The 25,625-nt window shown below is 61.5% G+C and carries 27 protein-coding genes and 1 tRNA gene; 11 read left to right on the top strand and 17 right to left on the bottom strand.

Features of this window, described 5'->3' with window-relative positions; translation table 11 throughout:
* Nucleotides 1-106: 106 nt before the first annotated feature.
* The 10 genes from FJ946_RS21375 to FJ946_RS21330 form a co-directional block, all read right to left on the bottom strand.
* The gene (locus FJ946_RS21375) at nt 107-412 is read right to left on the bottom strand and encodes a hypothetical protein (protein ID WP_140564073.1); all 306 of its coding nucleotides are present in this window, start codon (nt 410-412) and stop codon (nt 107-109) included.
* A gap of 944 nt (nt 413-1,356) precedes the next feature.
* Nucleotides 1,357-1,962, bottom strand: coding sequence for a hypothetical protein (locus FJ946_RS21370; RefSeq protein ID WP_140564074.1), 606 nt, complete (start codon nt 1,960-1,962; stop codon nt 1,357-1,359).
* A gap of 165 nt (nt 1,963-2,127) precedes the next feature.
* Nucleotides 2,128-2,847 (bottom strand): hypothetical protein, encoded by a 720-nt coding sequence (locus tag FJ946_RS21365; protein ID WP_140564075.1) that lies wholly within the window; start codon nt 2,845-2,847, stop codon nt 2,128-2,130.
* 587 nt (nt 2,848-3,434) lie between these two features.
* A complete protein-coding gene (locus FJ946_RS21360; RefSeq protein WP_140564076.1) occupies nt 3,435-4,202 on the bottom strand; it encodes a recombinase family protein in 768 nt (255 codons plus the stop codon).
* Nucleotides 4,203-4,468: 266 nt separating this feature from the next.
* Nucleotides 4,469-4,906: a terminase small subunit gene (locus tag FJ946_RS21355; protein WP_140564077.1), complete on the bottom strand. Its 438-nt coding sequence runs from the start codon at nt 4,904-4,906 to the stop codon at nt 4,469-4,471.
* A gap of 404 nt (nt 4,907-5,310) precedes the next feature.
* Complete coding sequence (locus FJ946_RS21350; protein WP_181167638.1) at nt 5,311-6,537, bottom strand: AAA family ATPase; 1,227 nt, start codon at nt 6,535-6,537, stop codon at nt 5,311-5,313.
* The gene (locus FJ946_RS21345) at nt 6,534-7,277 is read right to left on the bottom strand and encodes a bifunctional DNA primase/polymerase (protein ID WP_246673042.1); all 744 of its coding nucleotides are present in this window, start codon (nt 7,275-7,277) and stop codon (nt 6,534-6,536) included. Before FJ946_RS21345 ends, FJ946_RS21350 begins: the two co-directional genes overlap by 4 nt.
* 104 nt (nt 7,278-7,381) lie before the next feature.
* Complete coding sequence (locus FJ946_RS21340) at nt 7,382-7,999, bottom strand: hypothetical protein (protein ID WP_140564080.1); 618 nt, start codon at nt 7,997-7,999, stop codon at nt 7,382-7,384.
* 300 nt (nt 8,000-8,299) lie between these two features.
* The gene (locus FJ946_RS21335; RefSeq protein WP_140564081.1) at nt 8,300-8,599 is read right to left on the bottom strand and encodes a hypothetical protein; all 300 of its coding nucleotides are present in this window, start codon (nt 8,597-8,599) and stop codon (nt 8,300-8,302) included.
* A gap of 267 nt (nt 8,600-8,866) precedes the next feature.
* Nucleotides 8,867-10,228, bottom strand: coding sequence for a tyrosine-type recombinase/integrase (locus FJ946_RS21330; RefSeq protein ID WP_140564082.1), 1,362 nt, complete (start codon nt 10,226-10,228; stop codon nt 8,867-8,869).
* Between the two features lie 119 nt (nt 10,229-10,347).
* On the opposite strand from FJ946_RS21330, the gene FJ946_RS30825 reads away from it, so the two are divergent.
* Nucleotides 10,348-10,446 (top strand) — tRNA-Glu (locus FJ946_RS30825).
* Between the two features lie 167 nt (nt 10,447-10,613).
* Nucleotides 10,614-11,756 carry a hypothetical protein gene (locus FJ946_RS21325; protein ID WP_140555339.1) on the top strand — a complete coding sequence of 381 codons (1,143 nt, stop codon included), beginning with the start codon at nt 10,614-10,616 and terminating at the stop codon, nt 11,754-11,756.
* Between the two features lie 40 nt (nt 11,757-11,796).
* On the opposite strand, the gene FJ946_RS21320 is transcribed toward FJ946_RS21325, so the two are convergent.
* The 4 genes from FJ946_RS21320 to FJ946_RS21305 all read right to left on the bottom strand — a co-directional run bounded on the left by FJ946_RS21320 (nt 11,797) and on the right by FJ946_RS21305 (nt 13,417).
* Nucleotides 11,797-12,060 (bottom strand): DUF6074 family protein, encoded by a 264-nt coding sequence (locus FJ946_RS21320; RefSeq protein WP_140521256.1) that lies wholly within the window; start codon nt 12,058-12,060, stop codon nt 11,797-11,799.
* Nucleotides 12,061-12,198: 138 nt separating this feature from the next.
* On the bottom strand, nt 12,199-12,495 hold the full coding sequence (locus FJ946_RS21315) for a DUF982 domain-containing protein (protein ID WP_140517077.1): 297 nt from the start codon (nt 12,493-12,495) through the stop codon (nt 12,199-12,201).
* Nucleotides 12,496-12,673: 178 nt separating this feature from the next.
* Nucleotides 12,674-12,910 carry a hypothetical protein gene (locus FJ946_RS21310; RefSeq protein WP_140547213.1) on the bottom strand — a complete coding sequence of 79 codons (237 nt, stop codon included), beginning with the start codon at nt 12,908-12,910 and terminating at the stop codon, nt 12,674-12,676.
* 108 nt (nt 12,911-13,018) lie between these two features.
* Nucleotides 13,019-13,417, bottom strand: a complete 399-nt coding sequence (locus FJ946_RS21305; RefSeq protein ID WP_140564083.1) for a hypothetical protein — start codon at nt 13,415-13,417, stop codon at nt 13,019-13,021.
* Nucleotides 13,418-13,626: 209 nt separating this feature from the next.
* Between FJ946_RS21305 and map the strand changes: the two genes are divergently transcribed.
* The 9 genes from map (at nt 13,627) to FJ946_RS21260 (ending at nt 22,601) form a co-directional block, all read left to right on the top strand.
* Nucleotides 13,627-14,454 (top strand): type I methionyl aminopeptidase, encoded by an 828-nt coding sequence (gene map, locus FJ946_RS21300; RefSeq protein ID WP_140517079.1) that lies wholly within the window; start codon nt 13,627-13,629, stop codon nt 14,452-14,454.
* A 48-nt stretch (nt 14,455-14,502) separates the two neighbouring features.
* Complete coding sequence (radC, locus tag FJ946_RS21295; protein WP_140564084.1) at nt 14,503-15,291, top strand: DNA repair protein RadC; 789 nt, start codon at nt 14,503-14,505, stop codon at nt 15,289-15,291.
* A gap of 232 nt (nt 15,292-15,523) precedes the next feature.
* Nucleotides 15,524-16,705 (top strand): PfkB family carbohydrate kinase, encoded by a 1,182-nt coding sequence (locus FJ946_RS21290; RefSeq protein WP_140521013.1) that lies wholly within the window; start codon nt 15,524-15,526, stop codon nt 16,703-16,705.
* Between the two features lie 36 nt (nt 16,706-16,741).
* Entirely contained in the window at nt 16,742-17,518 is a 777-nt protein-coding gene (locus FJ946_RS21285; protein ID WP_140495807.1) for a glutamine amidotransferase, read from the top strand.
* A gap of 27 nt (nt 17,519-17,545) precedes the next feature.
* Nucleotides 17,546-18,316, top strand: coding sequence for an ATP-binding cassette domain-containing protein (locus tag FJ946_RS21280; protein ID WP_140517083.1), 771 nt, complete (start codon nt 17,546-17,548; stop codon nt 18,314-18,316).
* Between the two features lie 31 nt (nt 18,317-18,347).
* Nucleotides 18,348-19,334 carry an autoinducer 2 ABC transporter substrate-binding protein gene (locus FJ946_RS21275; RefSeq protein ID WP_140495805.1) on the top strand — a complete coding sequence of 329 codons (987 nt, stop codon included), beginning with the start codon at nt 18,348-18,350 and terminating at the stop codon, nt 19,332-19,334.
* 68 nt (nt 19,335-19,402) lie between these two features.
* A complete protein-coding gene (locus FJ946_RS21270) occupies nt 19,403-20,329 on the top strand; it encodes an ABC transporter permease (RefSeq protein WP_246673037.1) in 927 nt (308 codons plus the stop codon).
* Nucleotides 20,326-21,282, top strand: a complete 957-nt coding sequence (locus FJ946_RS21265; protein ID WP_140561491.1) for an ABC transporter permease — start codon at nt 20,326-20,328, stop codon at nt 21,280-21,282. The genes FJ946_RS21270 and FJ946_RS21265 overlap by 4 nt, the downstream gene beginning before the upstream one ends.
* A gap of 2 nt (nt 21,283-21,284) precedes the next feature.
* Nucleotides 21,285-22,601 (top strand): ArgE/DapE family deacylase, encoded by a 1,317-nt coding sequence (locus FJ946_RS21260; RefSeq protein ID WP_140521014.1) that lies wholly within the window; start codon nt 21,285-21,287, stop codon nt 22,599-22,601.
* Between the two features lie 195 nt (nt 22,602-22,796).
* Here the strand turns inward: FJ946_RS21260 and FJ946_RS21255 are convergent, their stop codons facing one another.
* Genes FJ946_RS21255 through FJ946_RS21245 form a run of 3 tightly spaced genes read right to left on the bottom strand, consistent with a single transcriptional unit; the run spans nt 22,797 to nt 25,619 of the window.
* Nucleotides 22,797-23,675, bottom strand: a complete 879-nt coding sequence (locus tag FJ946_RS21255) for an SMP-30/gluconolactonase/LRE family protein (protein WP_140517088.1) — start codon at nt 23,673-23,675, stop codon at nt 22,797-22,799.
* A gap of 37 nt (nt 23,676-23,712) precedes the next feature.
* A complete protein-coding gene (locus FJ946_RS21250; protein WP_140517090.1) occupies nt 23,713-24,675 on the bottom strand; it encodes a 3-keto-5-aminohexanoate cleavage protein in 963 nt (320 codons plus the stop codon).
* Nucleotides 24,672-25,619, bottom strand: a complete 948-nt coding sequence (locus FJ946_RS21245) for a 3-hydroxyacyl-CoA dehydrogenase (protein ID WP_140561497.1) — start codon at nt 25,617-25,619, stop codon at nt 24,672-24,674. The genes FJ946_RS21250 and FJ946_RS21245 overlap by 4 nt, the downstream gene beginning before the upstream one ends.
* Between the last annotated feature and the right edge of the window lie 6 nt (nt 25,620-25,625).

The following is a 25,625-nucleotide window of genomic DNA, read 5'->3' as shown; positions in this document are numbered from 1 at the left end:
CTGTCTGCTGACAATGCCGTCAGTGGATTATCAAACGCGAAGTGCGCGCACCAAACAGGGGTCCCTCCGCGCGGCCTCCCTGTCGAGTACAGGGCCAGCATGATTTCTAGGGCCGCCGCCGCTTCGCCGGGCGACCGATTTCCCTCCACGGTCCCGCTGGACGCCCGACCCGCCGCTTGATCTGAGCCGGCGGGTCTTCCCTTTTCGGCTTCGGCGTCTTCGTCCCGCGCTCGGCCAGCTTCCTTGCGATGTAGGCCTCGACCTCGTCGAGCGGCAGCACCGGCCTGCTGTTGTCTGTAAACTTTACCGCTTCCGGAAAGCCGGGCTCGCGCTGCTTGTGGCGGGTGTACCACGTCTTCGACTTGCCGAGCCGCTGCCAGAACTCCTTGATGGTGATGAACGACGTGGACATTGGTGCCTCTCCAGTTGGCGATGACTACAGCGATGCGTCATGCCGAACCGGCTGTCACCTCCTCCTTTCATGCGGCCTTCCCCGGTCTTTTCCCCGGCTTTCATACCATTGTTCATAGTGGCGACCGGGATAGGCCTTGAAAGTTTTCCGCCATCAGGGGCTTCCCCTGCAGGACAAAAAAGTTCCAGTTTTCCACAGAGAATTTCGCTCGCGCCTCGGCGCAGGCCGAGGTCGGGTCAAAAGTGTCCTAGGCATCAACGATATGTACCACGAGTTCACATCGACGCTGGTTGGCTCACCAATCTCTGGATGCTCGGAAGGTGTGCAAATGCGCGGGCCCCACATGGCCACCCCCCCCGCGTCGACAAACCCCGGCGTGCCGGGTACCGGGCGCGTCATAACTCGTTCCTCGGGTAGAGCCGCGCGATCTCGGCGGGCGTGAGATCGTCGAGCGAAACGAGCGTCGGGCCGTCGTGCCGAAACACCATTAGCGACCTCCTGCCGTCGACCGTGCCCTTGAAGTCGGCATGCGTGCGCCGCCAGACTGCTTTCAGGCCCTCAGCTCGGTCGACGTAGTGAGCAACAGGCCGGCGGCGCGCAGCGCTGCAATCCCCCCTCGGCGGCGTGAACGGGGACGCGTGCCATCGGCACTTCACTGCACGTCGACAGCACTGTACCGAACGCCTTTGTTATCGCGTTGGCATCCTCGCCGTAGGCCTCCAAAAATCACCGAAGCGCAACAGCGGCTGGCGCAGGGCTACTCGCCAATGTGATCCAGGGCCATGTAACCGCTGAGCGGCTCCACGACGTGCCTCGATGTTACGCCCGGATAGTGCCGACTTTGGTTGGAGGCAGCAGTGTCGTCAAATGACACTGCCTAACGGCGTCCATTCCCGCCTGCCATTAAAGTTAGGACACCGCGTGGGTCGAGAGTTCCGCCACGCCTAGGGCGTGAAGAACGAAAAATATCCCGGTGCAGCGCCAATTTGCTCCCATCTGCCCGGCCACCTGTTTGCTTCACCGGTACAGCGATACGATGACCCGTTGTACTCCTCCCAATCATAGACAGCGATCAGTCTTGCTTGCCAACTGTAGGCAGTGTGAGGTTTGAGCTTGAGAAGCCCAGTCGTGCCGCTCAGCACGCTGCAATCATTGGGGAGACAGCCGGCCACAGTCGAAATATTTGCATGGTTGGTGAAATGCGCTCCCCCCTCTTGGAGTTCTGTCTCCATGATTCCCCTAGGGACACAGTCGTTGGGGGAGGCATCTGGATTGCCCGCGATGGTGAAATAAACCTCAACCGTCTTTGAAGTGTCGGTCCAATGAATTTCCGTCCCATCATGGTTATACATGTGCAGCACGATATTTCGCGGCTCGTGCGCGCGAGCTCCGATCCCGCCACGAAAGAAGCGGCTTTGCCGCTGCATTAAGGCTCGCGCGTCGTCAGGAGGCATCTTGACCATATCGGCAGCATAGGCCTGCGAGAAAACAAACGCTGCCAGCAGGCTGACTATTCTGCTCCGACCAATCAAAACGAATGCTGAAGACAAAAAACGCTCCTTTGGTCGGTTCGGATTATGCCGGAACGGGAGACACGCGCGGCAGGCCGGTGTCTCCCGCTATTGTCAGACGACGCCGCAGACGACGCCGCCGCCGATTATACCTCTTGCCATCCGCTTCTCCTGTCCTCGGTTAGGGCTGCCATTGACCACCTCCTACTTCTTATTGAAAATAGGCATGTGGTTGATTATGGGCACGTAGACCTTCGTAAAAAAGGCGCGTCCTACGGGCCCGAGCTCTATCATGGTATCGTGCCCCTTCTGGGCAGGGGTAGCAGTCAGGAAACCAACACTCGCGAACCGTACCAACTTGCTCAGCCTGAATTGCAGGTGACGATTCGTGCCCTCGATGCCGAAGAGCTTCGCAATCTCGCCAAGGTGGGTAGTCTTCTCGTTGCGCAGTTCCCGGTATTGCTGAGGCATGACCTCCTGCATCCGCGAGAAGGCCAGCATTTGGTTGAACCCGAAATAGCTTTGCGCGAGCAAGACCTCATGGATCCATGGAGATTCCACGCGCTTGCTATTGCCAGCACCCAAAAGATCGACGGTGGTCGACTCAATGCTCCCAAGGCGCGCAAGATTTCTTAGAAAGATCTCTGTCCCATAGTCGTATACACGAGAGCGAAGGAGAACTCGCCGTGTTTCCAGCAAAGCTGGATCGTCCGTCTCGGAAATGTGAGTTGGCCATAGCTGCACGTTTTTATCCGGCTCATCTGAATCGGGGCGCGTGTTGCATTGCAATTGGCGAAGCGCGCGGTCGGCGCTGCTCTCGATTGCCTCCAAGGTCCTCTCATGAGCACACCAATGCTGCTGCTCGCATAGGTAGTCCTCTGCTTCCGCCCGGGATGACGCCTTCCACATTTTCCGAAGCAGCATGAGCGCACTCCCCGTGGTTAATATTTCCGCGCGATACTTGAGCAATTTATGGATAGATTGAAGCCACTTGTTGAGTGGCGACCGCCACCGAAAGAGTGGATGTACAGGATAGGTTTTCCCGCGCTTGAATTCGCGCTCGACGGGATGCTTAAGGACTCCTGCTAACCCCCGTCGATATTAGCCCAAGGAGGGCATGTAGATGAAGAAAATGGTGGCCGCGATGGCCTTGATCGTGATGACCGCCCTTAGCACGTTGCCAGCCTCGGCCGACACGATCATCATCATCGTCGTCAGCAAGTAAGCTGTTATCGCGCCAATTGCTCATTGGCGTTTCGGGAGCCGGGTGCGTTAGAGTACACCCGGCCTTCGGATATGTGTATCTCTGCTGTAACTGATGCCAGCCTGGCACGACCCTATATTGTCAGACCTCCGCAACCTCGTCGGACCCTCCGCCGGGGGAGCATTCCCGACTTGAATCACCGCCCGACACATTGCCTCTTCGGGTTTGCGCGTCTGATAGGGGCCCCACATTCACCACCCCGCCCCGCCACCGACAGACCTCGGGGCGGGCCCCGACCACCTCGGATCTACCAGCGGCTCCCAAGAGGCGCGCGGCCTGCCGCAGGTTCGGAGGGATCGGCGGGCTCGGCACTCCCGGCCTCGGTCGGCGCGGCCTGGCTGTCCATTGGTGCTGAAGTCAACCTCATCAGCCGGGCGAGCGTCAGACTGACCTGCTTTGCGGTCCAAGCTCCTCCCCGTGGCGTTCGAATGCCCTGCTTCTCAAGTTCTGCGGCGATTTGTCGAAGCGACTTTCCCGCCTGCCGAAGGGGCTGCACGATGCCCATGACGCGCCGCGCATCATCATCTGCCGTCTGCTTTAAGGCGGCGATCCGTCGGTCGAGGCTGCCCTCGCGATAGCCCCCCAGCTTGACGCCTCGTGCCTTGGCGGCTGCTAGTGCGGCCTTGGTCCGCTCGCCGATAAACTTGCGCTCCTTCTCGGCGAGTGCCGCATAAATGTGCAACTGGAAGGGATCAGCGTTCGGCATGGTGGCAACCTTGATATTGGCGCGCTTCATAGTCCCAGCGATAAACTCGACGTCGCGGGAAAGCCGATCGAGCTTGGAAATCAGAAGCTCGGCCCCCTCGCGCTTTGCAAGGTCCAGCGCCTTCGCCAGCTCAGACCGGGTATCGTGCTTGCCTGACAGGATGTCGCAGAACTCGCCGACGATCTCCCAAGGCACCTCAGTGAAGGCGTGTAGGAAGATGTCGATGTCGCGCCGTTGCGCCTCCAGGCCCAAACCGCTGCGGCCCTGCTCCTGCGTCGATACCCGGGTGTAGATAACAAAGCGCCTCATAAACCCTAGTGTGCTCGGACTGTGTAAACAGTCAACGAAGGTTGCGCTTAACACGCTATAGCTAGAAGTAATTACGAGAGCGAGATCCGCCTTGACCTGTGCTTTCGCGATAGCCCGGAAAGAACGGCGATACCGGCGGCGACCGGCTTCTGCAACTCGTTTGTAGGCGACCTCTCTGATCGGCCGACACCGGGTCGAGGCAAGCTGCACTCCGATCGGAGGTCGGCTTCGGACCGGGACACCGAGCGCGCGGCTACGCAGTCCTCCTAATTGACGCGCTTTGGCGCGAACTTGGCCTGCCACTCCTCAAGGCTCATTTGACTGCCGTCGCCCGGCTCACGCATCGGGCGGCGCGTCGAAGAGACTTCAGCTCTATCGACGATCAGGCCGAGCAGCTTCGCTTTTCCCATGATGGCCGACACGCCTGCGGCGGGGTTTTTGGTGGCGAGGGCCAACTTGAACATCACGTTGAGGTCGGCAATCAGATCGTCGACTGTGACCTGCGACCGCCTTGCGGCCTCCGCTTGTAGCGCGGCGACGCGAGCGGCAACCTTAGGATTTCTTAGAAGCTGAGAGGCGCTGGCCTCGGCCGCGTTGTTCCGCGCTGTATAGCCGGCCTCGATATAGGCCCGAGACTGGGGTAGGCCCTCGGCGAGGCCAAGGCAGAAACGCTCCTGGCGTATATTCAATTTGGCATGTCGCATGAGGGCGCAAAGATACCGCAGATGCCGGACTGACGCCACAGGAACTAACACTGATGGCGCCCTCGCCGTGCCTTCATTTGCGATGACGATAGACCCGCGCCAACCTAAACGGCTTGGCATTGGTGCCCCACACCCAGCGCGCCAAGCCGACCGCTCCCAGGATCGCAAGCCGTGGCGAGTGTGGTCCAAACAACTCCTCTGACCGTATGACTGAACTGACACGCGTGTTACTGTCCCTTCACGTCTGCGCCATTGCGCCATTGGTGCGCCATCGGGAAATACAATTGGCGCAACCAAATGCGCCATTGAATTTCCTTAGGGCACCTTCATCAATGGCGCCGGCCCTTTTTTGCGCCAATGGTGCGCCATCAAATTTTGCCTGTGGCGCGGGGCCAAGGCACACTTCAAGTGACCCATCCGGGTCGTTTCAGGTCGTCGACGCAGAGCCCTTCACGATCCTTCCGATCGACAGGGCTATGGTAAGTTTCCTTGAAGAGCAGGCCGTTTTTGACCCATGTAGCGACGATGTCGCGGCATTGTTCTTTGGTCTTTGTCGGCACGTGCTTCTGCACGACTTTCCAGGCAGCCTTCGTCGTGGCAGCGCCGGCATCGGAGTAGCGTTCGCCGTCCGGTATGCCGGCGCCGAGATCATCAAGGATCCGGTTCACCAAATCGTCGCTTAGTCCGTCCCACGTTTCGGGCGGGGTCCACTGCTCGATTGTCTGCACATTGTCGCCGTCGGGATAGAGGTCGTTGCCGTTGCGCAGCGCGACACTGACTAGCTTGAACCACTTCGCAGTGGCCGCGGGCGGTGTAATGTTGACCTTACCGCTATCCATCCGGATGTAGAGCCGCCGGTCGGCAAGAGGTACCCCAAATCGAGCGGCCTCTTCGTCGCTCATTCTAGTCAACGTATAGACAAGACGTGCACCGTCCTTGATGGCGCTGGCCCCGCGTCCCCGGTCGGCATTACCGGGGTTGGCGGCGCCCTTCGCTGTGTGGTGTGGTACGTCAAGAGCAATATTCATCTCGATGGCTAAGTTGGCGAGGAATTCGATCACCTGGTCCATCTGGTTATTGTCGTTTTCGCTCAGGCCGTGCGTCTTGACGAACGGATCGAGGCACACGAAATCGATCTTGCCGCGCTCGACGGTCGCTTTGAGCGCCTCGCCCAGACTGCCGACTGCGGGCCGCCCCTTGCTGTCGAGGGACATCAGCTTGCCCGCCTTGCCCCCGGGCGCAGCGAGGAAAAGCCAGTCCTTGAGCTCTGAATCGGGAATCCCGTGGTGTTGTTGCGCTGCCTTCACCCGGCGGCGCAGTTCGTCCTTGTCGTCTTCGAGGGAAATCATAAGAACGCGGCAGCGCTGGAACACATATCCTCCGGTCAGGTTGCGATTTGTGGCGAGCGAAAGGGCCTGTGCAATGCGCAGCGCCGTTTTGCCAGTCCCCCCATCTGCAAGCAGCGAACTTACGAACCGACGGCAAAAGACATTGCCGAGAAGCCATTGGCGGGGCGGTATTGGGTCGTTGTCATCACCAGCATCCCATTCACCAAGATCGGTTGGCGGGTCCTTTCCCGTCGCCAACATCTCCGACAGTTTCAGAATCTCCGGATTAATTTCGTCATTCACTTGCGGCCGCCCCTCTTTAGGTGCGTTCTCGCAACAGATGTCACAATCCGGTCGATGTGCGCTATCGGCAGCGGCGGGACGCATCGCGCCTCGTTGACGCTGAGGAGCAGGTCGCGGATCAGGATCAGGTTGACGTCATGGAAAAGTAGCTTCCCGGCGATACTGGTCAGCGTATTGTCTCGACTGCCAACAGGTATCAGCTCTGTCAGAGTGCTGTGCCACTCTTCCAACGTCTTGCCGTTGCAGCCGCCTTCCGAATCCCCAGCGACGTCATAAAGCCATTCCGGCGCGTCCGCGAAGGCGTCGGCACCATCCACCGACCACGCATAGGCCCTGCCGGAAGGGTGTATGCTGGGCGGGGCCAGCACGTAGCCACCATTGGCACGCACGTCGATTCCAGTACCGATCCTGCCGGCGCTGTTGCGCAGGTTGTATTCGCCAAGTCGAAAATAGAGGTGCCTACCCCGCCCAGTGATAACCTCAACAGTCGGCGGCAGCGGTGCCTGCGCGGCCTCCAGGCCACGAAGGCTGGCTTCGCCGTCCTCGTTGTCGACGTCCAGAACCCAAAAGCCGGAAGGCGTGCCGGTCGGAATGCCGATGTTCAACTGTGGCGCCGATCCCCACCAAGTCTCAATAATGGCGCGGTCGGTCGTCGCATCATATAGGCCACGCCTGGTGGCAGGCTCTTTCCCACGAGGTTGGCAGGGAAATACCGGCGTGCCGCGTTTCGCATACGCCATCGCGGCCCTGTGCAGATGCGAGGGCATCGACTCGTCCCTTTGCGTTTGCTGCCAAGAAAACGGCGGCAGGTTTTGTGACCGCCGCCGACTTTCTGGTTAGAGCTCTACCAGGGAATGTCGTCGTCCAGTTCCCTGGCGACACCCTGCACAGCGGCCGTGGGCGGCGTCTCGGTCGGTATCGGCTTGGTTACAGCGGCAACGATTGGCTCGTCGGGCTTCTCGATGCGAATGGCTTCCGTTACCTTGCCGCCAAATTGGACCATCGCGCCAAAGAGGGTGACGCGGGCTCCCACCCAGTCGTCGGTATCGGTCTTTCCGGTGATGCGGGCAACTGTCATGGCGTTGGTCTTGTTGCAGACAAGGCCCTTCTCGCCGCCATCCTTAAAGTAGATGATCGGTTTCTCTACCTTGCGGCCGCTGTCATCGAATTTCTCGATAACTACGCTTTTGATCGTGGCGGTGACCTTCTTGCCTTTCAGATCGGGTGCGGAAAGGAACTTGCTTGGGAACAGTTTATTGAGATCAGCCATCGGCGTTCTCCTTGCGTTGGCAATTTCAGCCGTGCTTTTCTCCTGGGGCACAGCATCCCGGTTCCGCGAAAGCGCCGCGGCGCGCCTTGCCCGTGGTCGGGCGAAGCTGGTTGACCTCCTGCGGAACAAGCGCAGCCACTCCAGTGTGTAGGGCGTGGCTCGCCGCACGAATCGCCGACCCATGCTGCGCATGCCCATCTTCGGCCGGCGGATGAGGTCCTTTACCCCGGCGCGTGCCGGAGGATGGCAGCGGTTTACGGCGACGTGGTCACTTCGGCCAGCCTCTCGCCCAGTCGGCCTCGAGCTTGCGCTGGGCGATTATCTCAAACGGGTTCTCGTCAAGGTCCAATCTGCCAGCGAGCCAATACTCGTCATGTCCCATTGCAAACAGCGCTCGACGGAGGTGATCAAGCGCGGCCAATCTCTCACCCGGAAAGGATGCAGCACTCATTGCGACAAGCAGGCACTGCCGAATGTGAGCTGAAGGGGCAGTCATGATGACGCCCCCCGCGAACTACCGGCGCGGCTGATATCGACGTCGTTGGCCTGGCACCCCTCACCAACAGGCTTGAATTTCGCCCGCGGCAAAGCTCGCAGGTATCGGTCGAGATCTTCGTAGAACAGGATGGTGCGTGCGCCATTCTTACGAGCTAGAAGCAGGCCAGCACGCATATCCTTATAGAGCTGCGCGCGGCACAGACCGGTATAGATCACCGCACCCTTTACGTCGGTTGCGGATTGGGGGCGCTGAGCTATTGCGGTCCTGGCATGGCTGGGCTTGGAAACCATCATGGGTGCTACCTCGTAGAAAACTAAGTGAGATGAACGATTAAAAAATAGGTCCATAAGAATGTAAATAAGAATATTTGCAGCTGGTCGCGTCGTTTATCGGCGCCTAGCGTCCAGGGATTTCTGGCCAGACCTACAGTCATCTACGGACGCTTACTTCGCCTTAATCTCTCTAGCGGTCCTTGTAGACACTCATGAGAATGCCGGTTGCTTATTCGTTGCTGAGTTTGACTCAAAGTTTTCCCCGATATCCACACCCCCGGGGCCGTCTCATTGTTCGCCAATGCGAAGCGGCACCACGTTATCGCTAGGCTGCTGCTCGCCAATCAGCGGAATGACGGCGCTTGCCGATAAATCGTCGAGCAGATCGACAATGGCCGACGCATAATGGCGCTCAATCATCGTTGTGCTGGTGTCGTGCAAAGCGGCCACCAACCGAACAGGTAGACCGGCTCTGAGCTGGCGCACGATCGAGGAGTGTCTCAGAGAATAGGGCACGACGTCTCGCGATAGGCCGGCGCGGGTGACGATCTCGAGCCAAGGCCGAGCCAGTTCGCTTGCGGCAATCCACGGTCCACGGGCATCGCGAACCCACTGTGGCGGCTGGGTTTCGGTGGCCTTTGTTTGAACATGGCGCCACCGTTGAAGCAGAGCTTCACCACGCTGCTTTCCTGCAATCGCGGGGCGCAACTGTTCGATGACATCAATGCCAACTCTGATCCCGATGTGCGTCGTCTTCTTCGCGCCCCGCCCTTTACGACTCGTCGGCACCATCAATCGGCGTTGTGGTATCTGAACGTCGCCCACAGTCATGCGAGAAACCTGGGAAAAACGAGCTCCGGTCGCGGACAGCACCAACACCACGCGCAAAAGGTCACCATCCCAGTCTTGGTCGATATCGACCGCCCTCGCCGCTCCAATAATTCGGCGGATATCAGCGTCAGGCAGAGCCGCCTGATCACGAGCGAGCGGCGTGCTGGCCTCGCCGGCTGATAATCCATTCTTGATGACAATTGCTACGTCGGCAGGTAGCCGCGAACGATTTTTGACGGCTGCTCCGTTGAGGGCTGCTTTGAGATCGTTGACCACCCGGCGAACTGTCGACACCGAAAGATCGGGCGACCGGCGACTCCGCCATTGGTCCAAATCCGCCTCTTTCAGGCCATGGAGCGTGATATCAGCAACGGGATCAGACAACACATGCCGGGAAAGCCTTAGCCGCGCGTCCCCTCGCAACCTGCCTTTGCCCATCACCGCACGTTCCCGCGCCGCCTGCACTTCGATGTAATTCTCCACCGCGGAACGCACCGTCGGTGACGGACCCTCCGCAGACGCGATATCCTCTGCATGCCACGAGGAAACCTTCGCCAGGGCAGCACTCTTTGCCTGCTCATAGTCGAAGACGTTGATGCCGTTTGCCTCCAGGAAATCATCGGCAATGCCAATCTGCTCAACGCGGTAGCGTTTGCCGCCAAGAGACTCTATCGCTTGCCACACCCCTCCCCGCAGCTTTCTTTGGTAGCCGATGGCAACGGTTGGTCCGAGGGATCGACAGTAGGGTTTCTTTCGCGGTTTGAGCTGCTTGCGGGCATTGCGCGTCGTTATCGCCGCATCTGTCCTGGTTCGCGCCATCTGGCTTGCCCTCGATTTAAATGGACCCGAAATCAGTACCGAAATACGCCCGCGGGCGCGTGAAGACAACCCCAGATAAGAGTTATGAACTACATAACAATTACAATTACTTAGCTTATACGCCAGTAGACGCGAGTAGACAGCTGATCATTCTCTTAGCTGTCTATTTTCGCCCTTTCACGGCGGTAACAGGGGTTCGATTCCCCTTGGGCGTACCAGCTTCACTCGAAGTCCCCTCCGCTCCTTTCGGCGTCAAGAGCTATTGCGCCGGACAGGGTAACACCCCCTTCCGAAACGTCATTTTACGTGTTGACCATTCCGCCGCCTCGACCTTGTCGAGGGCAAGGCTCGATGGTTAAATCGGCTTTCCCAGGGGGATGCTAATATGGCAGTTCACCTTTCGGCGGATGCTCGAGCTCCTGCGGCGACGCCGCCACAAAGATATCTCTTTGGCCCGCTGGCCGACTTCCTCATGCTTGGCGGCAGCGCATTCCTGATTTTGCCGGCCCTGTACTTCGTGCCTACCAAATACGACAGCCTTGTTGCGGCGGCGATGTTTTTCCTGGCCTACTTGATAAACTATCCGCATTTCGCCCACTCTTACCAACTCTTCTATCGCAATTTTGGAAGCAAGGTGCGCGGCGAGGGATACGACAGGGGCCTCCAGATCCGCTACATTTTCGCCGGCATTGTCGTTCCCCTGCTCATGGTCGGGTTTTTTGCTTACGGCTCGATAACGGCGAACGCCCGGCTGCTCGGAAACGCAGCCAACGCGATGTTCTTTTTCGTGGGCTGGCACTACGTCAAGCAAGGCTACGGCATGTTGATGGTGGACGCCGTGTTGAAGCGCAGGTTCTTCACCAATCCGGACAAGAAAATCTTGCTGGTCAACAGCTATGCCGTATGGCTGTTCGCATGGCTTCAGACGAACACGGCGGTCAGCCAAGCAAAATATTACGGCTTGGAATATTATACGTTTGCCACGCCTGCGTGGCTCAACACGATTGCGCTGTCGGCCGCGGCCGCTTCCACGGCCGCCACCGTCGTGATGCTGATCAATCGCTGGAGTAAAAATGGCGGCAGCCTGCCGTATAACGGCGTCGTCGCTTATATCGCGTCCCTATATCTTTGGATCCTGGTCGTGAGAATAAACCCGCTGTGGCTGCTCGTGGTGCCGGCTCTCCATTCGCTGCAGTACCTGGCCGTGGTCTGGCGCTATCAAAGCAATGTCGAGCGTGACGGTCCCGATGCACAAAAGGTTCCGGACTCCAGAATCCTGTCCGTTCTTGGTCCGATCTACAGGACGCGAGTCCTGGGGTTCGTCGTCGCCGGCGGGGTCCTCGGCGGTCTCGGTTTCTGGCTGATCCCGGCGGCACTGACTGCCTTGATCCCTTACGACAAGGAAGTCCTGGGTTCGTCGCTGTTCTTCTTCATAGTGCTGATCTTCATCAACGTGCACCACTACTTCCTTGACAACGTCATGTGGCGACGCGGCAACCCCGAAGTTTCAAAATATCTGTTCCGCTAGCGGTGGCATGGACCGGCTGTGGGACGCCTTGCGGAGCACTTCAGGCGGAAAGAATTGGCATCGGCTCAGCGGCCGCGCCGGCCGATATCTCTTTTTGCACGGCGAAGAAGAACCTGCGCACCTCGTCGCTGGCCGCCGCCCTGTCCCTGCCTGACCTGACGACGAGATCGAACAACTCCGTCGCCTTGGCCCTCCAGAACGAGGTGGCGCTGTCGCCATGCAAACTGTCGAGCCTGGCAGCCACCTCCCGAACCAGGAATGCCTGACGGTCGATCGGGAATGCACGGATTTTTTCTGGGGACATCTTCCGAACCACGAGACTGACGCAACGAATCAACCATTGCCGAACAAGCATGGCGTAGCCGCGAAAGTGGAAACGGAAGCTTAATGGCATCGGCATCGATGCGCCGTTCGGCCAGGAGAACGAAGAGCGCAGCGCACCTCAGGCTTGCAGCCCTCTCGCCTGGCCACCGCGCTTGCGCGGCGCCATCATGTCCCGGGCCATCAGCCCGGTCACCCGGCAGAACGCCATGAACGCCCGGCAGGCATCCTCGGTCTTGACCACGTCCACGGTGGCGCCGAAGCAGGCGTTGAAGGCCTTCTGGTAAATCGGGCCTTGCCGGCGCAGCGGCCAGGCCTGGAGAAAATCAAGGGCCTGTTCGACGCTGTAGATCTCCTCGACAGGCAGGCCGGGTCCGGGCGCGATACGCACCGGCACCTCGAATTGCAGTCTGTCCATCCGCCATCTCCCGAACTGTCGTCACCAGCGGCAACGCCATCCGTCGTAAAAAGTTGCTCTGGCCGGTCGCTACCGCAGGAATGTGGCGTCTCCGCGGTCATGGACGTTTTGCCGCAGCCGCCGCAAGCAAGCGCCAAGGCGCCCGGCCTTGTCGAACGCGGGCGCCTTGGCGGTCCGGCTACTGGTTGGCGGGATCGGTCTCCGCATCGAAGGCCATGCGCACCGCCGTAAGCAGCACGAGAGCAGACGGCACAGCGAAAATCCCGCCAAGGACAAGTGCCCCTGTCGCCGAAAGGCCGAGCGTCTCCGTCAGCGCCCAGTAGACGGTTCCGATACAGATGAGCGCCTGGACGGAAAGGAAAATGGCGGCGCAGGCCGCGCGCGAAAGGCTCTTGAGTGTCTTGATACGTTGCATGGAAACAATCCGGAAATGACGCGCTACGCACCGCTGCGCGACCGAAGCCGCCGCGCGGATCGAGGCGCGAACAGGAAGTGGTTAGAGTGAAGGAGCGGTTGAAACCGCTCAGGCCGGAACCGATGGCGGCGCGCGCGGCTGATTGGCAGTCGCCCACGGTGTGCGGGCGTCCCCGTCGGCGGCGACGACCTCTGCCGGCGGAACCGAAACAAACCAGGAAAAGACGGTGTCCCGAGCCGGCAGGGCCGGATGGCCGCCGGCGAACTTAACCAGGGCCGGCCGGCCGGAACGAACTTCCAGCGCCTGCGCCTTGCCGGTGATGCGCAGCAGCGCCGCCGCTTCGCCGGACCGCTCCACGCCGGCGCTGGCGACACCGGAGGCTGCTCCGGCAAAGACGGGCACCTCCGCCCGGCCAAGCGACAGCATCGCCAGCAGCACAAGGCTCATCAGCAATGAGCAGGCCGCCTTCAACGGCGCTTCAGGCAATCTGGCGTGCTCGACGCTCATGAAATCTCCAAAAACCTCCCTCGCCCTACCGCACGGTCGACTGAAAGGGAAGGAACAAGGGCGTCAAGGGCACCGGGGCGCGCCGAATATCCCTGCCGCTTGGTCGTGTCCGGGCAGTTCTTCCTTGAACCTTTTGCCCTCAAGTGCCAAATCTGGGGAGATTTTCACGCCGGCTCCCTTGCAGAGCCACACCGGCAAGACGGACACCAATGGTCACTTATCTCGACGCCGCCACGGCACCGCTCAGAAACACCGGCCAGATCCGCCTCTATGGCGAGGAAGGTTTTGCCGGCATGCGCAAGGCATGCGACCTCACGGCGCGCTGCCTCGACGAACTGGTGCCGATGGTTGCGCCCGGCGTCACCACCGACACCATAGATCGTTTCGTTTTCGAGTTCGGCATGGATCATGGCGCGCTGCCGGCGACGCTCAACTACCGCGGCTACACCAAGTCTTCCTGCACCTCGATCAATCATGTCGTCTGCCATGGCATCCCCGACAACAAGCCGCTGAAGGATGGCGACATCGTCAACATCGACGTCACCTACATCCTCGACGGCTGGCACGGCGATTCCTCGCGCATGTACCCCGTCGGCACCATAAAACGCGCGGCGGAACGCCTGCTCGAAGTCACCCATGAATGCCTGATGCGCGGCATTGCCGCGATCAGGCCTGGCGCCCGCACCGGCGCCATTGGCGCGGCCATCCAGAGCTATGCCGAGGGCGAGCGCTGCTCGGTGGTGCGCGACTTCTGCGGCCACGGCGTCGGCCAGTTGTTCCACGACGCGCCCAATATCCTGCATTATGGCAGCGCCAATGAGGGCGTCGAGATGCGGCCCGGCATGATCTTCACCGTCGAGCCGATGATCAACCTCGGCCGGCCGCATGTGAAAGTCCTGTCGGACGGCTGGACCGCGGTGACACGCGACCGCTCGCTGTCGGCGCAATACGAACACACGATCGGCGTGACTGACACCGGCTGCGAGATCTTCACGCTCTCCCCCAAAAAGCTCGACCGCCCCGGCCTGCCAGCCTAATGTTTCGTTCTCCCGGCGCTCGCGGTCGGGGAGCTGGGGGCAGACGAGATGTCAGGTGACGACGACGAGCGCAGTTTCTTTGCAGAAAAGCCTGCGCAGCTTTCCGCGACCATGCACTCTCCTGGGACAGCCGGGCCTGCCGCGAAGACCAAGGGGATCGAGGAGAAGCCGCATTATCTCGGCCATCGCGACCGTTTGCGCGAACGCTTCGCCTCGGCAGGTCCCGACGCCCTGCCCGACTATGAGCTTCTGGAACTCCTGCTCTTCCGCCTGATCCCGCGCGCCGACACCAAGCCGGTCGCCAAGGCGCTGCTCTCCCGCTTCGGTACCCTGGCCGAGGTGCTTGGCGCGCCCGTCGGCCTCCTCCAGGAGGTCAAGGGCGTGGGCCCGGCGGTAGCGCTCGACCTGAAGGTCATTGCGGCGACGGCCCAGCGCATGGCGCGCAGCGAGGTCCATGGCCGCGAAATCCTCTCCTCTTGGCAGCAGCTTCTCGACTATTGCCGGTCAGCCATGGCCTTCGAGGCGCGCGAGCAGTTCCGCATCCTGTTCCTCGACAAGAAGAACACGCTGATTGCCGACGAGGTGCAGCAGACCGGCACCGTTGACCATACGCCCGTCTATCCGCGTGAGGTGGTCAAGCGCGCGCTCGAACTGTCGGCGACGGCGATCATCCTGGTGCACAACCACCCGTCGGGCGATCCGACGCCATCACGTGCCGATATCGACATGACCAAAGAGATCATCGACGCTGCCAAGCGGCTGGGCATTTCCGTGCACGACCACATCATCATCGGTCGCAAGGGCTATTCCAGCATGAAGGGCTTGCTGCTGATCTAGATCATCGGCTCGGCGAAGCTATCCGAATGAAAGCAGGCAATTCGCCGACGCAGTCTTTCGGCTTAAGAATTGAAAAACGTTCAATTCTGGAACGAATGACCCGCAATTGGGGGCCACATCGCCATAGTTTTCCAAGTTTCTCTGCAAATTCCAGACCTTTTTAGAAGATAATTCCGTTGAGGGGCGGCATTTCCGTTGATACCGTTTGAAACGCTTCAATCGGAGCCAACCATTGCAACGCAAGCGCCCAACCATAGCGGATGTCGCACGCGCGGCCGGTGTCTCCATCGGAACGGTGTCGAACTTCATCAACGGGACTGCCGGCCTGAAGGAGGCCACGCGCGAACGCATTGAAAAGGCGATCGCCACGCTGATGTACCGGCCGAGTTCGTTTGCGCGTTCGCTGCCGGGCCGCGCGCCCCACAGGCCGAAGAATCTCGATCATCTGCCGAGGCTCCTAGTCGCGGGCCGGGTCAGTGTCGACTTTCTCTGCCGCGTGGACGTCCTGCCGCATCGCGACGACCGCATCACAGCCAGTCATATCGAGAAGGCGCTGGGCGGGCCCGCGGCCAATCTCGCGGTTGCCGCCGCCGGTGTTGGGGCGCCCTACGCTCTCGACGTGGAACTGGCGACGGCGGTCGGTGAAGACCCGGAGAGTGACTGGGCGCTCGGCGCGCTTTCCAAACTGGGCGTCCACGCATTGCCGATCCGCAACACGCCCAACAACCGCCTTTCGCAAGCCATCGTGATCATCGAGCGCAATGGTAGCCGCACGATCATCAGTGAACCGTTCGAACTCGGCGAGATCGATCTGACCGCCAATCTGGACATCCAGCCCGAGCCGCGCCCGGCCTGTCTTCACATCGAAGGCTTCCACTACGAAACGATGACCGCTTCCATCGCGCGCTTTCATCAGGCCGGCTGGAGGGTGAGCCTGCATTCGGCCGGCCTGCCCAAGAGCGCACGCACGCCTGAAACCTTCACGCAGATGGTCCGGCACATCGACCTGACCTTCATCAACGATGTGATGATGCGGGAGATTTTCGACTTTCGCTCCAGGATGGCGACGATGATCGAAGAGGTGCGGCTGATGCTGGCACGCATCAAGCCGCGCGGAACGGTCGTGCTCACTCTCGGCGAGTTTGGCGCGGTCGTCTTTCCGGCGAATGGCGGACCGCAGATCGAGGTGCCGGCACTGCCTGTCGACCGCGTCGATGCGACGGGCGCCGGCGACAGCTTCGCCGGCATATTCCTAAGCCTCTGGCTGCATGGTGCGTCGCTGGACGACGCCGCCCGCCATGCGGCGATCGGCGCGAGCCTGACGACCACGGTCGAAGGCGCACAGGGCTACATCGCGGATTTCGCGACTTTGAAGGCCGCCGCCTTGGCGAACAACGCCATGTTGGCAAGCTGAACCAACAACTTACGGGAACCCAGGAGAGTATTGGTCATGGCGAAAACAAGAGTGCTTCTGGTCGGCGAGAGCTGGATGAGTTCGGCGACCCACTACAAGGGGTTCGATCAGTTCGGCAGCGTCACCTTTCACCTGGGCGCGACGCCGCTGGTCGATGCCTTGAAGAGCAGCGAATTCGACCTCGACTACATGCCGGCCCATGAAGCCGTCGAAAAGCTGCCTTTCACCACGGAGGGCCTGTCGCAATACAAGGCCATCATCCTCTCCGACATCGGCGCGAACTCGCTGCTGCTTCACCCCGATGTCTGGCTGCACGGCAAGACAGTGCCCAACCGGCTCAAGCTTCTGCGCGACTGGACGCAGGCCGGTGGTGGCATGGTCATGATCGGCGGCTATTTCTCTTTCCAGGGCATCGACGGCAAGGCGCGCTGGCACCGCACGGCCGTCGAGGAGGCGCTGCCGGTAACCTGCCTCCCCTATGACGACCGGCTCGAGATTCCCGAAGGGTTCCGGCCTGAAATCACCGGTCCCAAGGATCACCCGATCTTTGCCGGCATCGAAGGCGAATGGCCGCTGCTGCTCGGCGCCAACGAGGTCGTCGCTCGCGATCGCGATGACGTCGAAATCCTCGCACGGTTGCCGCAGGATCACGGCGGTCATCCGCTGCTGGTCACCGGCCGCCATGGCCAGGGCCGCACGCTGGCCTGGACGTCGGATATCGGCCCGCATTGGCTGCCCAACAGCTTCGTGGAATGGCCGGGCTATGCGCGTCTTTGGACCAACGTGCTGCGCTGGGTCAGCAAGGCCGTCTAGCCGACCAGCAACCGCCGGGGAACCGCCATGACAGAACCGTTTCTTGTCGCCAGAAATATCGCCAAGCGCTTCGGCGCTCTGACCGCGCTTGCCAATGTCGACCTGGAGATCCGCTCTGGCGAGGTGCTGGCGCTTCTCGGCGACAACGGCGCCGGCAAATCCACCTTCATCAAGATCCTGGCGGGCGCCCATCCGCCCAGCGATGGAAAGCTTCTCATCGAGGGCAATCCGGTGGCTTTCTCCTCGCCCAAGGATGCGGCGTCGTCGGGGATCGCGACGATCTTTCAGGAACTGGCGCTCTCGGAAAACCTGTCGATTGCCGAAAACGTCTTTCTCGGCCGCGAATTGAAACGCTCCATTTTGGGTATTCCCTTCCTGAAGCGCAAGGAAATGCGCCAGCGCGTCGACGGCCTGCTGAAAGAGCTCGACGCGCATATTTCCGATCCGGAAGCACCCGTCGGCAGCCTGTCCGGCGGTCAGCGCCAAGCCGTGGCCATCTGCCGGGCCCTCAATCTGAATGCCAGGCTGGTCATCATGGACGAGCCGACGGCGGCTCTTGCCGTCGCCGAAACCCGCAAGGTTCTGGCACTGACGCGGCGGCTTGCCGCGCGCGGTTGTGCCGTCGTCCTCATCAGCCACAACATTTCCGAAGTGTTCGAGGTTGCCGACCGCATCGTGGTGTTCCGGCGCGGCCGCAAGGTGGCCGAACGGCTGGCGGCCGAGACCAATCACGAGGAAGTCGTTTCGCTCATAACAGGCGCTCATCCCGACGTGCGGGCGCTTGAAAAATCAAACTGAAATGCACGTCCATTCCAGAGAGGATAAACCAATGCTTTCTCAACTCAAAAAAGCGCTCGCCGTTTCCGTGCTGTCACTCGTGGTCGCCACGGCGGCGCATGCCGCCGACAAGCCCAAGGTCGCCTTCGTCCCGCAATTGATCGGCATACCCTATTTCAATGCCATGGAAGCCGGCGGCAATCGCGCCGCGAAGGACCTGGGCGTCGATTTCATCTATTCCGGCCCCGTCGACACCAACCCGGTCGATCAGTTGCAGATCGTGCAGAACCTGATCGACCAGGGTGTCCAGGCGATCTCGGTCAGCGTGCTGGATGCGTCCAGCATCGCGCCCGTCGTCGAGAGCGCCAAGGCCAAGGGCATCAAGCTTTTCACCAGCGACAGCGATGCACCCGACAGCGGCCGTGCCGTCTATGTGGCGCAGGCGACCGACGAAGGGCTCGGCACGACGATCATCGATGAGTTGGTGAAGCGCGTCGGCGAGGACGCCACGATCGGCATCGTCTCCGGCGAGGCGACGGCGTCCAATCTCAACGCCTGGATCGGCTTCATGCAGAAAGAGGCCACCGCCAAATATCCGAAGCTGAAACTGCTCGCTCCGCAATTCGCCGGCGGCACGGCCGAGCGCGCCGCGCAGATATCAGGCGATCTCATGGCCGCCAATCCCGACATCAAGGCCATCATCGCCGTCGCATCCTCGACCTGTCCGGGCGTCGCCCAGGCCATCGAAACCGCCGGTAAGATCGGCTCCGTCATAGGCACGGGCTATTGCAGCCCGAACACGGCGCGATCCTACCTGAAGAGCGGCGCCTTCGGCTTCACCGTGCTGTGGGATCCCGAACAGCTGGGCTATCTCACGGTCTGGGCCGGCAAGCAGTTGATCGACGGCAAGAGCTTCGAAGCGGAAAACAAGATCGCCGGTCTCGAAAAGCCCGCCACCTATGATGCCGCCAAGGGCATCCTGCTGCTCGGGCCGCCGGCGGTCTTCACCAAGGACAATGTCGACAAGTTCAACTTCTGAGCCTTGGGATGAACACGGTGCGACAGTTTGGAAACGGCGTTTTGGCCATGAACGGGCGGGAGTGGTCCTTGCTTGCCGCCTGTCTCCTGGCGATCGTCATCTTTTCTGTCGCATCGCCCCACTACGCGACGCCAGGCAATGCGGCGACCGTCCTGCGCAACAGCGTCGAACTGCTGCTGATCGGCCTTGGCATGACCTTGCTGCTGGCCATGGGCGGCATCGACGTCTCGATCGGCATCGTCATGGGTCTGGCGGCAATAGCGATCGGCCGCGTGCTTGGCGCCGACGGCAATCCGCTGCTGGCGCTCATCGCTGGCCCGGTGGTCGGTGCGCTGCTCGGCTGCGTGACGGCCACCGTCGTCGTCCTCGGTCGCGTTCCGGCAATCGTGGGAACGCTCGGCCTGCTTGGCGTCTACCGCACCGCCGTCTTTGTCCTTCTCGGCGGGCAGTGGCTCTCGGGCCTGCCCTCGAGCCTTACCAATGTTCTGGCAACCACCGTACTCGGCATTCCGGTCCCAGCCATCGTCATTGCCATCGCCTATCTGGTCGTCTGGCTGGCATTGCGGCGAACCCCCTACGGCCCGCATCTGCTCGCGATCGGCAATTCCGAGGAAAAGGCGCGGCTGTCCGGAATCCCCGTAGTCAAGGTACGCTTCATGACCTTCGTCATCAGTGGCGTCCTGACTGGCATTGCCGCCACGTTTTACGTCGCCACCTACCGCAATGTGGAGATGACGATCGGCAGCACGCTGGCGCTCGATGCGATCGCCGCGGTCATTCTCGGCGGCACGAGCATATTGGGCGGCAGATGCAGCTTGATCGGCACGGTCTTCGGCGTACTGCTTCTGAGAATTCTCCAGAATGGATTGCTTCTGATCGGCGTCCCCTCGCTTTGGCAGCCTGTGGTTACCGGCGTTCTCATCATCGGCGTGCTCGGCTTCGAAGCCGTCTCCAACCGGCTGCCGCTTGCCCAATTCCTGCGAGCCCGCGCATGAACAGGATCCGGAACCTGCAGGGCCCCGCCCTCACTTTGGCTCTGCTGTGCGGCCTTTGGCTGGTCGTTATTGTCGGCCTGCTGGCGCTCAAGCCTTCGGTCTTCAATCTCGGCACCGTCACCACGATTTTGCAATTTTCGACGATCCTGGCCCTGGTCGGCCTTGGACAGGCGCTGGTCGTCCTGGCCGGGGGCGCGGGCATCGACCTGTCCGTTGGCGGCGCCGTTTCGCTCTCGGCGATCGTTGCCATGCTTTCCCTGAAGCTGGGGTTGCCACCCCTTCTGTTGCCGGTCGTCTGCATCCTGGCTGGCGCTATGCTCGGCGCCTTGAACGGATGGCTGGTGAACGGGCTCGCCCTTCTCCCCTTCATCGCGACGCTGGGAACATTTTTCGTGTATTCCGGCCTGGCGCTTGCGGTCACCGGCGGCGCGGCCCAGTCCGGCGTGCCTGCCTGGCTGCTAGTTTGGGGGCGCGGTGCGATCATGGGCATCCCCGTGCCTTTCCTTACGCTCGCCGTCCCCTGCTTCGCGCTTGCCGGTCTCGTGCTGCTCTCGACGGCCTGGGGGCGCTGGATCTACGCCATGGGCTTCAATGAACGTTCGGCCAAACTGGTCGGCATCCCGGTCGATCGCGTGCGCTTCATCCTTTATGTGCTGAGCGGCGCGCTTGCCGGTGCGGCCGGCCTCGTCTCTCTCGCCTGGCTCGGCAGCGGCAGGCCCAATATCGGCCAGAACCTCGAACTGGAATCGCTGACCGCGGCCATGCTGGGAGGCATCGTCATCACTGGCGGGCGCGGTGGCGTCGGCGGCGTGTTCGCGGCCGTCCTGCTGCTGGTCACGTTGAAGACCGGCCTTTTGCAATTGAACATCAACACGGTCTGGCAGGTGGGGATTGTCGGCGCCCTTCTGGTTTTCGTCCTTCTCGCCGACCGACTTTCCCAACGTTGGAGATAACAATGCCTTCCATGGAAGAGACCATCGCCGCGCGCGTCGAGGCAGCCGCCGAGCGCATCGTGAAGACGCTGAGCGATCTCGTCGCCTTCCCTTCGATCGTGAAATCGAATCCGAAGGAGGCCGGCCCGGGCGAGCGCGATTGTCAGCTCTACCTGCAAAAGCGCCTTGAGGCGCTCGGCTTCTCGACCGATCTCTGGGATCCGGACGGCCCGGCGCTCTACGAAAAATACAAGGGACGTGCCGGCGCCAACAAGGGCAGGACGTTCGAGGGTCGGCCCAATCTCGGCGGCGTTTTGAAAGGCACCGGCGGCGGGCGGTCCATCATGCTGACCGGCCATATCGACGTCGTGCCGCCGGGCGCCGCCGGGCACTGGACCACCGATCCCTTCCAGCCTGTCCTGAAGGATGGATTCCTGCACGGTCGCGGCACGGTCGACATGAAGGGCGGCGTCGCCTGCATGCTGATGGCGGTCGAAATCCTGAAGGAACTCGACGTTTCCCTCTCCGGCGACGTCGTCTTCACCACCGTCGTCGACGAGGAAATCGGCGGCATGGGGTCGCTCGCCATGGTTGATCGCGGCTTTCGCGCCGACGCCGGCATCATGACGGAACCGACGGCGAACAGGATCGCACCGCTTTGTCACGGCATTCTGTGGGGCAAGATCATCATCGACGGCATAGGCGGCCATGCCGAACTGACGCCGAACGCCTGGTATTCGAGCGGCCCGGTCGACGCCGTCCAGCTTTGCCGGCAGATCCTCGACGGCATCGACATCCTCAACCGGCGCTGGATGTTCGATCCCAGGAAGAACCACCCGCTGATGGACCTGCCCAACCAGATCATCGTCACCCAGATCAATGCCGGCGAACATCCATCCTCCATGGCAGGACGCGGCGAGATCATCATCGACGCACAGTATCTGCCGAGCGAGCATGACGAGTTCAGGCTGGGCGGCAATGTCAAACGCGAAATCGAAGAGCACATCGCCAATGTCTGCCAGGCGGATCCTTATCTGCGAAAGCACCCTGCCCGTGTCGAATGGATCCTCGATGCCGATTGCGCCGAGATCCCGTCGGACAACCCCTTTGTCGGCCTGTTCCAGGAGGCCGTCAAAGCAGCCGACCTGTCGCCGGCCCTGAGCGGCTTCGGCGCACACAGCGACATCGGCCTGCCGACCGGCCTGGGCAACACCCCGACCGTCAACTTCGGTCCTGGCGATCCGGCGCAGGCGCATCAGCCGAACGAGCGCGTTTCGGTGCGAGATCTCGTCGACTGCACGAAGGCCATCGCCTTAGCGGTGGAGAAATGGTGCCGATAGTTTTTAGCTGACTGCGAGCGGCAGGAAGTTTGCGGAAGACGTCCGGGAGGAGCGGCGAGAGCAATTCCAGGAAAAGTGTGTACGGTTTTCCCGGGAAAAGCGCGTAGCGCTTTCCCTATGGAATTGCGCAAAAACAAAGAGATAGAGCGGTTCGCCGTTTCCATGAAACGGTGAACTGCTCTAAGAGGCCGCCCGTCAGCCACCAAACCTCGGCTCGGGAACTCCGGTCACGCCAAGGCCGGTGATGGCGAACAGGCTGCCGCGCAGCACGCCATCGCCGGGAAAACGCGGCAGCGGCGGCTTGGCCATCGAGGTGACGTAGAGCGTGTCGAGCTTCGGTCCGCCGAACATGGCGCTGGTGATCTTCTTCACCGGCATGTCGATGATACGGTCTATGCTGCCGTCCGGCGCGTAGCGCACCAGGCGGCCGTCATAGACCAGCGCATTCCACAGACAGCCTTCGGCATCGACGGTCGAGCCGTCGGCGGCACCACCGCGGCTGGTATCGACGCGAACGAAGGTGCGGCGGTTGCTGGCCGTACCGGTCTCGATGTCGTAATCATAGGCCCAGATCTCGCCGGTCCAGGTGTCGGCGAAATAGAAGGTGCGGTCGTCGGGGCTCCAGCATGGACCGTTGGAGCAGATGATGCCGGAATCGATCCTGGTGACGGAGAAATCCGGATCGAGCCTGTAAAGGCCGCCGGAGGGCCCCTCTTCCATCGTGTCCATCGAGCCGGCGAAGAAGCGGCCGCGCCGGTCGACCTTGCCGTCGTTGAGACGGTTCATTGGCTTGTCCGGCTCCGGATCATGGATCGGCGTCACCTCGCCGGTGGCGAAATCGAGCAGATGGAAACCGCGCTGCAACGAGACGACAGCGCCGCCGCCATCCTTGCGCAGCGCCATCGAGCCTATCTTCATCGGCACGTCCCAGGAGCGGATCTCGCGCCCGTCGGCGGTCGCGCGGAAGACGCGCCCGTCGAAACTGTCGATCCAGTAGAGACGCTCCTGCTCGACGTCCCAGAGCGGTCCCTCGCCAAGCGTGGTCTTCACGTCCACCACGACTTCGATCTTCATGCCGTCCTCCTCTTTGCTCGCGCGGCGATTGGCTGCGTCAGAAAGCGACCTTGTCGCCGCCCTTCAGCGATAGGATCTCGCGCGCTTCGTCCGGCGTCGCCACCTCCATGCCGAGCCCCTCAATGATCTTGCGCGCCAGCACGACCTGCTCGGCATTCGACTTGGCAAGCTTGCCCCTGCCGGCCCACAGGCTGTCCTCCAGCCCGACGCGAATATTGCCGCCGAGGGCCGCCGATTGCGCGGCGATACGCAACTGGCTGGCGCCGGCGCCGAGCACCGACCACCGGAACTGGTCCCCGAACAGCCGGTCCGCCGTGCGCTTCATATGCGCGACATCCTCCGGATGCGTGCCGATGCCGCCCAGCAGGCCGAACACCGACTGCACGAAGAAGGGCGGTTTCACCAGCCCACGGTCGGCGAAGTGGGAGAGATTGTAGAGATGCGCAATGTCATAGCACTCGAACTCGAACCGCGTGCCGTTGTCGTAGCAAGTCGCGAGAATGTACTCGATGTCCTTGAACGAGTTGCGGAAGACGAGGTCGCGCGTCGCTTCCAGATGCGGCTTTTCCCAGTCGAACTTGAAGGTCTCGTATTTGTCGGCGAGGTGATAGAGCCCGAAATTGATCGAGCCCATATTGAGCGAGGCTACCTCCGGCTTGAACTGGGCGGCCGGGCGCACCCGCTCCTCGACCTTCATGTAGGGGCTGCCGCCGGTGGTGATGTTGATGGCGGCGTTGGTGCCTTGCTTGACGCGCGGCAGGAAACGGGCAAAGGCCTCCGGCGTCTGGTCGGGCTTGCCGGTCTCCGGATCGCGGGCATGCAGATGCAGGATCGCGGCGCCGGCTTCCGCGGCGGCGATCGCCTCCGAGGCGATCTGGTCCGGCGTGATCGGCAAATAGGGCGACATGGTCGGCGTGTGGATCGCCCCCGTCACCGCGCAGGTGATGATGACCTTGCCCCTGGCCGCCGTGGCGCCGGGCTTGCGGCTGGTTTCTTTCATTGTCCGAACTCCTGATCCGATTTCTTCTTGTGCGCCGCCAGCGCCATCAGCCGGCGATCCCGCCATACCTGCCGATCGCCCAGTTTCTCCCTGGGCAAGCGCCTGCTGCGCTCGGACTCGACGGTTTCCATCACCTCGCCCGCCCAGTCGACGCGACGCAGCATCTGCGGGAAAATATTGGAATAGATGCCCTGGTAGCGCTCGGCATAGTCGCGCACGCCGCCCGGCGCGTTGAGATCGATGGTCTCGAAGGGCCCCATGAACGACCAGCGCAGCGCCAAGCCATCACGGATGCCGATATCGACGTCCTCGACGCTGGCATAGCCGTCGGCGACAAGCCGGAAAGCTTCCTCGAGCAGCGCCCCTTGCAGCCGGTTCATGATGAAGCCGTCGAGCTCGCGCTTCATCACCAGCGGCGCGTGGCCGGCATCGAGGAGGAAGGCGCGCGTCCTTTCGAGCGTCTCGGCAGACGTCCACGGCGCCGGCACCACCTCCGCCGCCGGAATGAGGTAGGGCGGGTTGATCGGATGCACGACCAGGCAGCGGTGCCGCCCCGGGAGATGATCGGTGAATTTCGACGGCAGCAGCGCCGAGGTGGAGCTGGCGATCACCGCCTGCGGATCAGAGAGGGAATCGATCCGCGAAAACACCTCGCGCTTCACTTCGAGATTTTCCGGTGTGTTCTCCTGGATATGCACGGCGCCGGCCAGAGCCGCGTCCAAGTCTCCCATGACGACGATGCGCTCGAGCACCGCGTGCGCGGTCTGTCCGCGCAGCAGATCATTCGAAGCGAGATCGCCGAGCACGCCTTCTATGTAGTCGCGCGCGCCGCCTGCCGCGACCGGCGACTGGTCCCACATGCGCACATCATGGCCGGCGCGCGCGAAGCTGATCGCCCATGCCCGTCCGATGAACCCGCTTCCGACAATTGCAACCCTGGCCATGGCTTG

Origin of the sequence: Mesorhizobium sp. B2-4-7 (genome assembly GCF_006442685.1) — a bacterium.
GTDB lineage: Bacteria > Pseudomonadota > Alphaproteobacteria > Rhizobiales > Rhizobiaceae > Mesorhizobium.
Note: the sequence above shows the minus strand (reverse complement) of the source record. Positions and strands in the feature narration are given on the sequence as shown.

Coding starts and splice junctions, on each gene's coding strand:
- FJ946_RS21335 (WP_140564081.1), bottom strand. CDS start 8,599: ATGATGGTTTCCAAGCCCAGCCATGCCAGGACCGCAATAGCTCAGCGC.
- FJ946_RS21375 (WP_140564073.1), bottom strand. CDS start 412: ATGTCCACGTCGTTCATCACCATCAAGGAGTTCTGGCAGCGGCTCGGC.
- FJ946_RS21315 (WP_140517077.1), bottom strand. CDS start 12,495: ATGGACAGACTGCAATTCGAGGTGCCGGTGCGTATCGCGCCCGGACCC.
- FJ946_RS21260 (WP_140521014.1), top strand. CDS start 21,285: ATGCCTTCCATGGAAGAGACCATCGCCGCGCGCGTCGAGGCAGCCGCC.
- radC (WP_140564084.1), top strand. CDS start 14,503: ATGTCAGGTGACGACGACGAGCGCAGTTTCTTTGCAGAAAAGCCTGCG.
- FJ946_RS21325 (WP_140555339.1), top strand. CDS start 10,614: ATGGCAGTTCACCTTTCGGCGGATGCTCGAGCTCCTGCGGCGACGCCG.
- FJ946_RS21330 (WP_140564082.1), bottom strand. CDS start 10,228: ATGGCGCGAACCAGGACAGATGCGGCGATAACGACGCGCAATGCCCGC.
- FJ946_RS21360 (WP_140564076.1), bottom strand. CDS start 4,202: ATGAGGCGCTTTGTTATCTACACCCGGGTATCGACGCAGGAGCAGGGC.
- FJ946_RS21305 (WP_140564083.1), bottom strand. CDS start 13,417: ATGAGCGTCGAGCACGCCAGATTGCCTGAAGCGCCGTTGAAGGCGGCC.
- FJ946_RS21265 (WP_140561491.1), top strand. CDS start 20,326: ATGAACAGGATCCGGAACCTGCAGGGCCCCGCCCTCACTTTGGCTCTG.
- map (WP_140517079.1), top strand. CDS start 13,627: ATGGTCACTTATCTCGACGCCGCCACGGCACCGCTCAGAAACACCGGC.
- FJ946_RS21275 (WP_140495805.1), top strand. CDS start 18,348: ATGCTTTCTCAACTCAAAAAAGCGCTCGCCGTTTCCGTGCTGTCACTC.
- FJ946_RS21285 (WP_140495807.1), top strand. CDS start 16,742: ATGGCGAAAACAAGAGTGCTTCTGGTCGGCGAGAGCTGGATGAGTTCG.
- FJ946_RS21245 (WP_140561497.1), bottom strand. CDS start 25,619: ATGGCCAGGGTTGCAATTGTCGGAAGCGGGTTCATCGGACGGGCATGG.
- FJ946_RS21340 (WP_140564080.1), bottom strand. CDS start 7,999: ATGCGCAGCATGGGTCGGCGATTCGTGCGGCGAGCCACGCCCTACACA.
- FJ946_RS21345 (WP_246673042.1), bottom strand. CDS start 7,277: ATGGCGTATGCGAAACGCGGCACGCCGGTATTTCCCTGCCAACCTCGT.
- FJ946_RS21280 (WP_140517083.1), top strand. CDS start 17,546: ATGACAGAACCGTTTCTTGTCGCCAGAAATATCGCCAAGCGCTTCGGC.
- FJ946_RS21250 (WP_140517090.1), bottom strand. CDS start 24,675: ATGAAAGAAACCAGCCGCAAGCCCGGCGCCACGGCGGCCAGGGGCAAG.
- FJ946_RS21310 (WP_140547213.1), bottom strand. CDS start 12,910: ATGCAACGTATCAAGACACTCAAGAGCCTTTCGCGCGCGGCCTGCGCC.
- FJ946_RS21365 (WP_140564075.1), bottom strand. CDS start 2,847: ATGCTGCTTCGGAAAATGTGGAAGGCGTCATCCCGGGCGGAAGCAGAG.
- FJ946_RS21255 (WP_140517088.1), bottom strand. CDS start 23,675: ATGAAGATCGAAGTCGTGGTGGACGTGAAGACCACGCTTGGCGAGGGA.
- FJ946_RS21355 (WP_140564077.1), bottom strand. CDS start 4,906: ATGCGACATGCCAAATTGAATATACGCCAGGAGCGTTTCTGCCTTGGC.
- FJ946_RS21320 (WP_140521256.1), bottom strand. CDS start 12,060: ATGTCCCCAGAAAAAATCCGTGCATTCCCGATCGACCGTCAGGCATTC.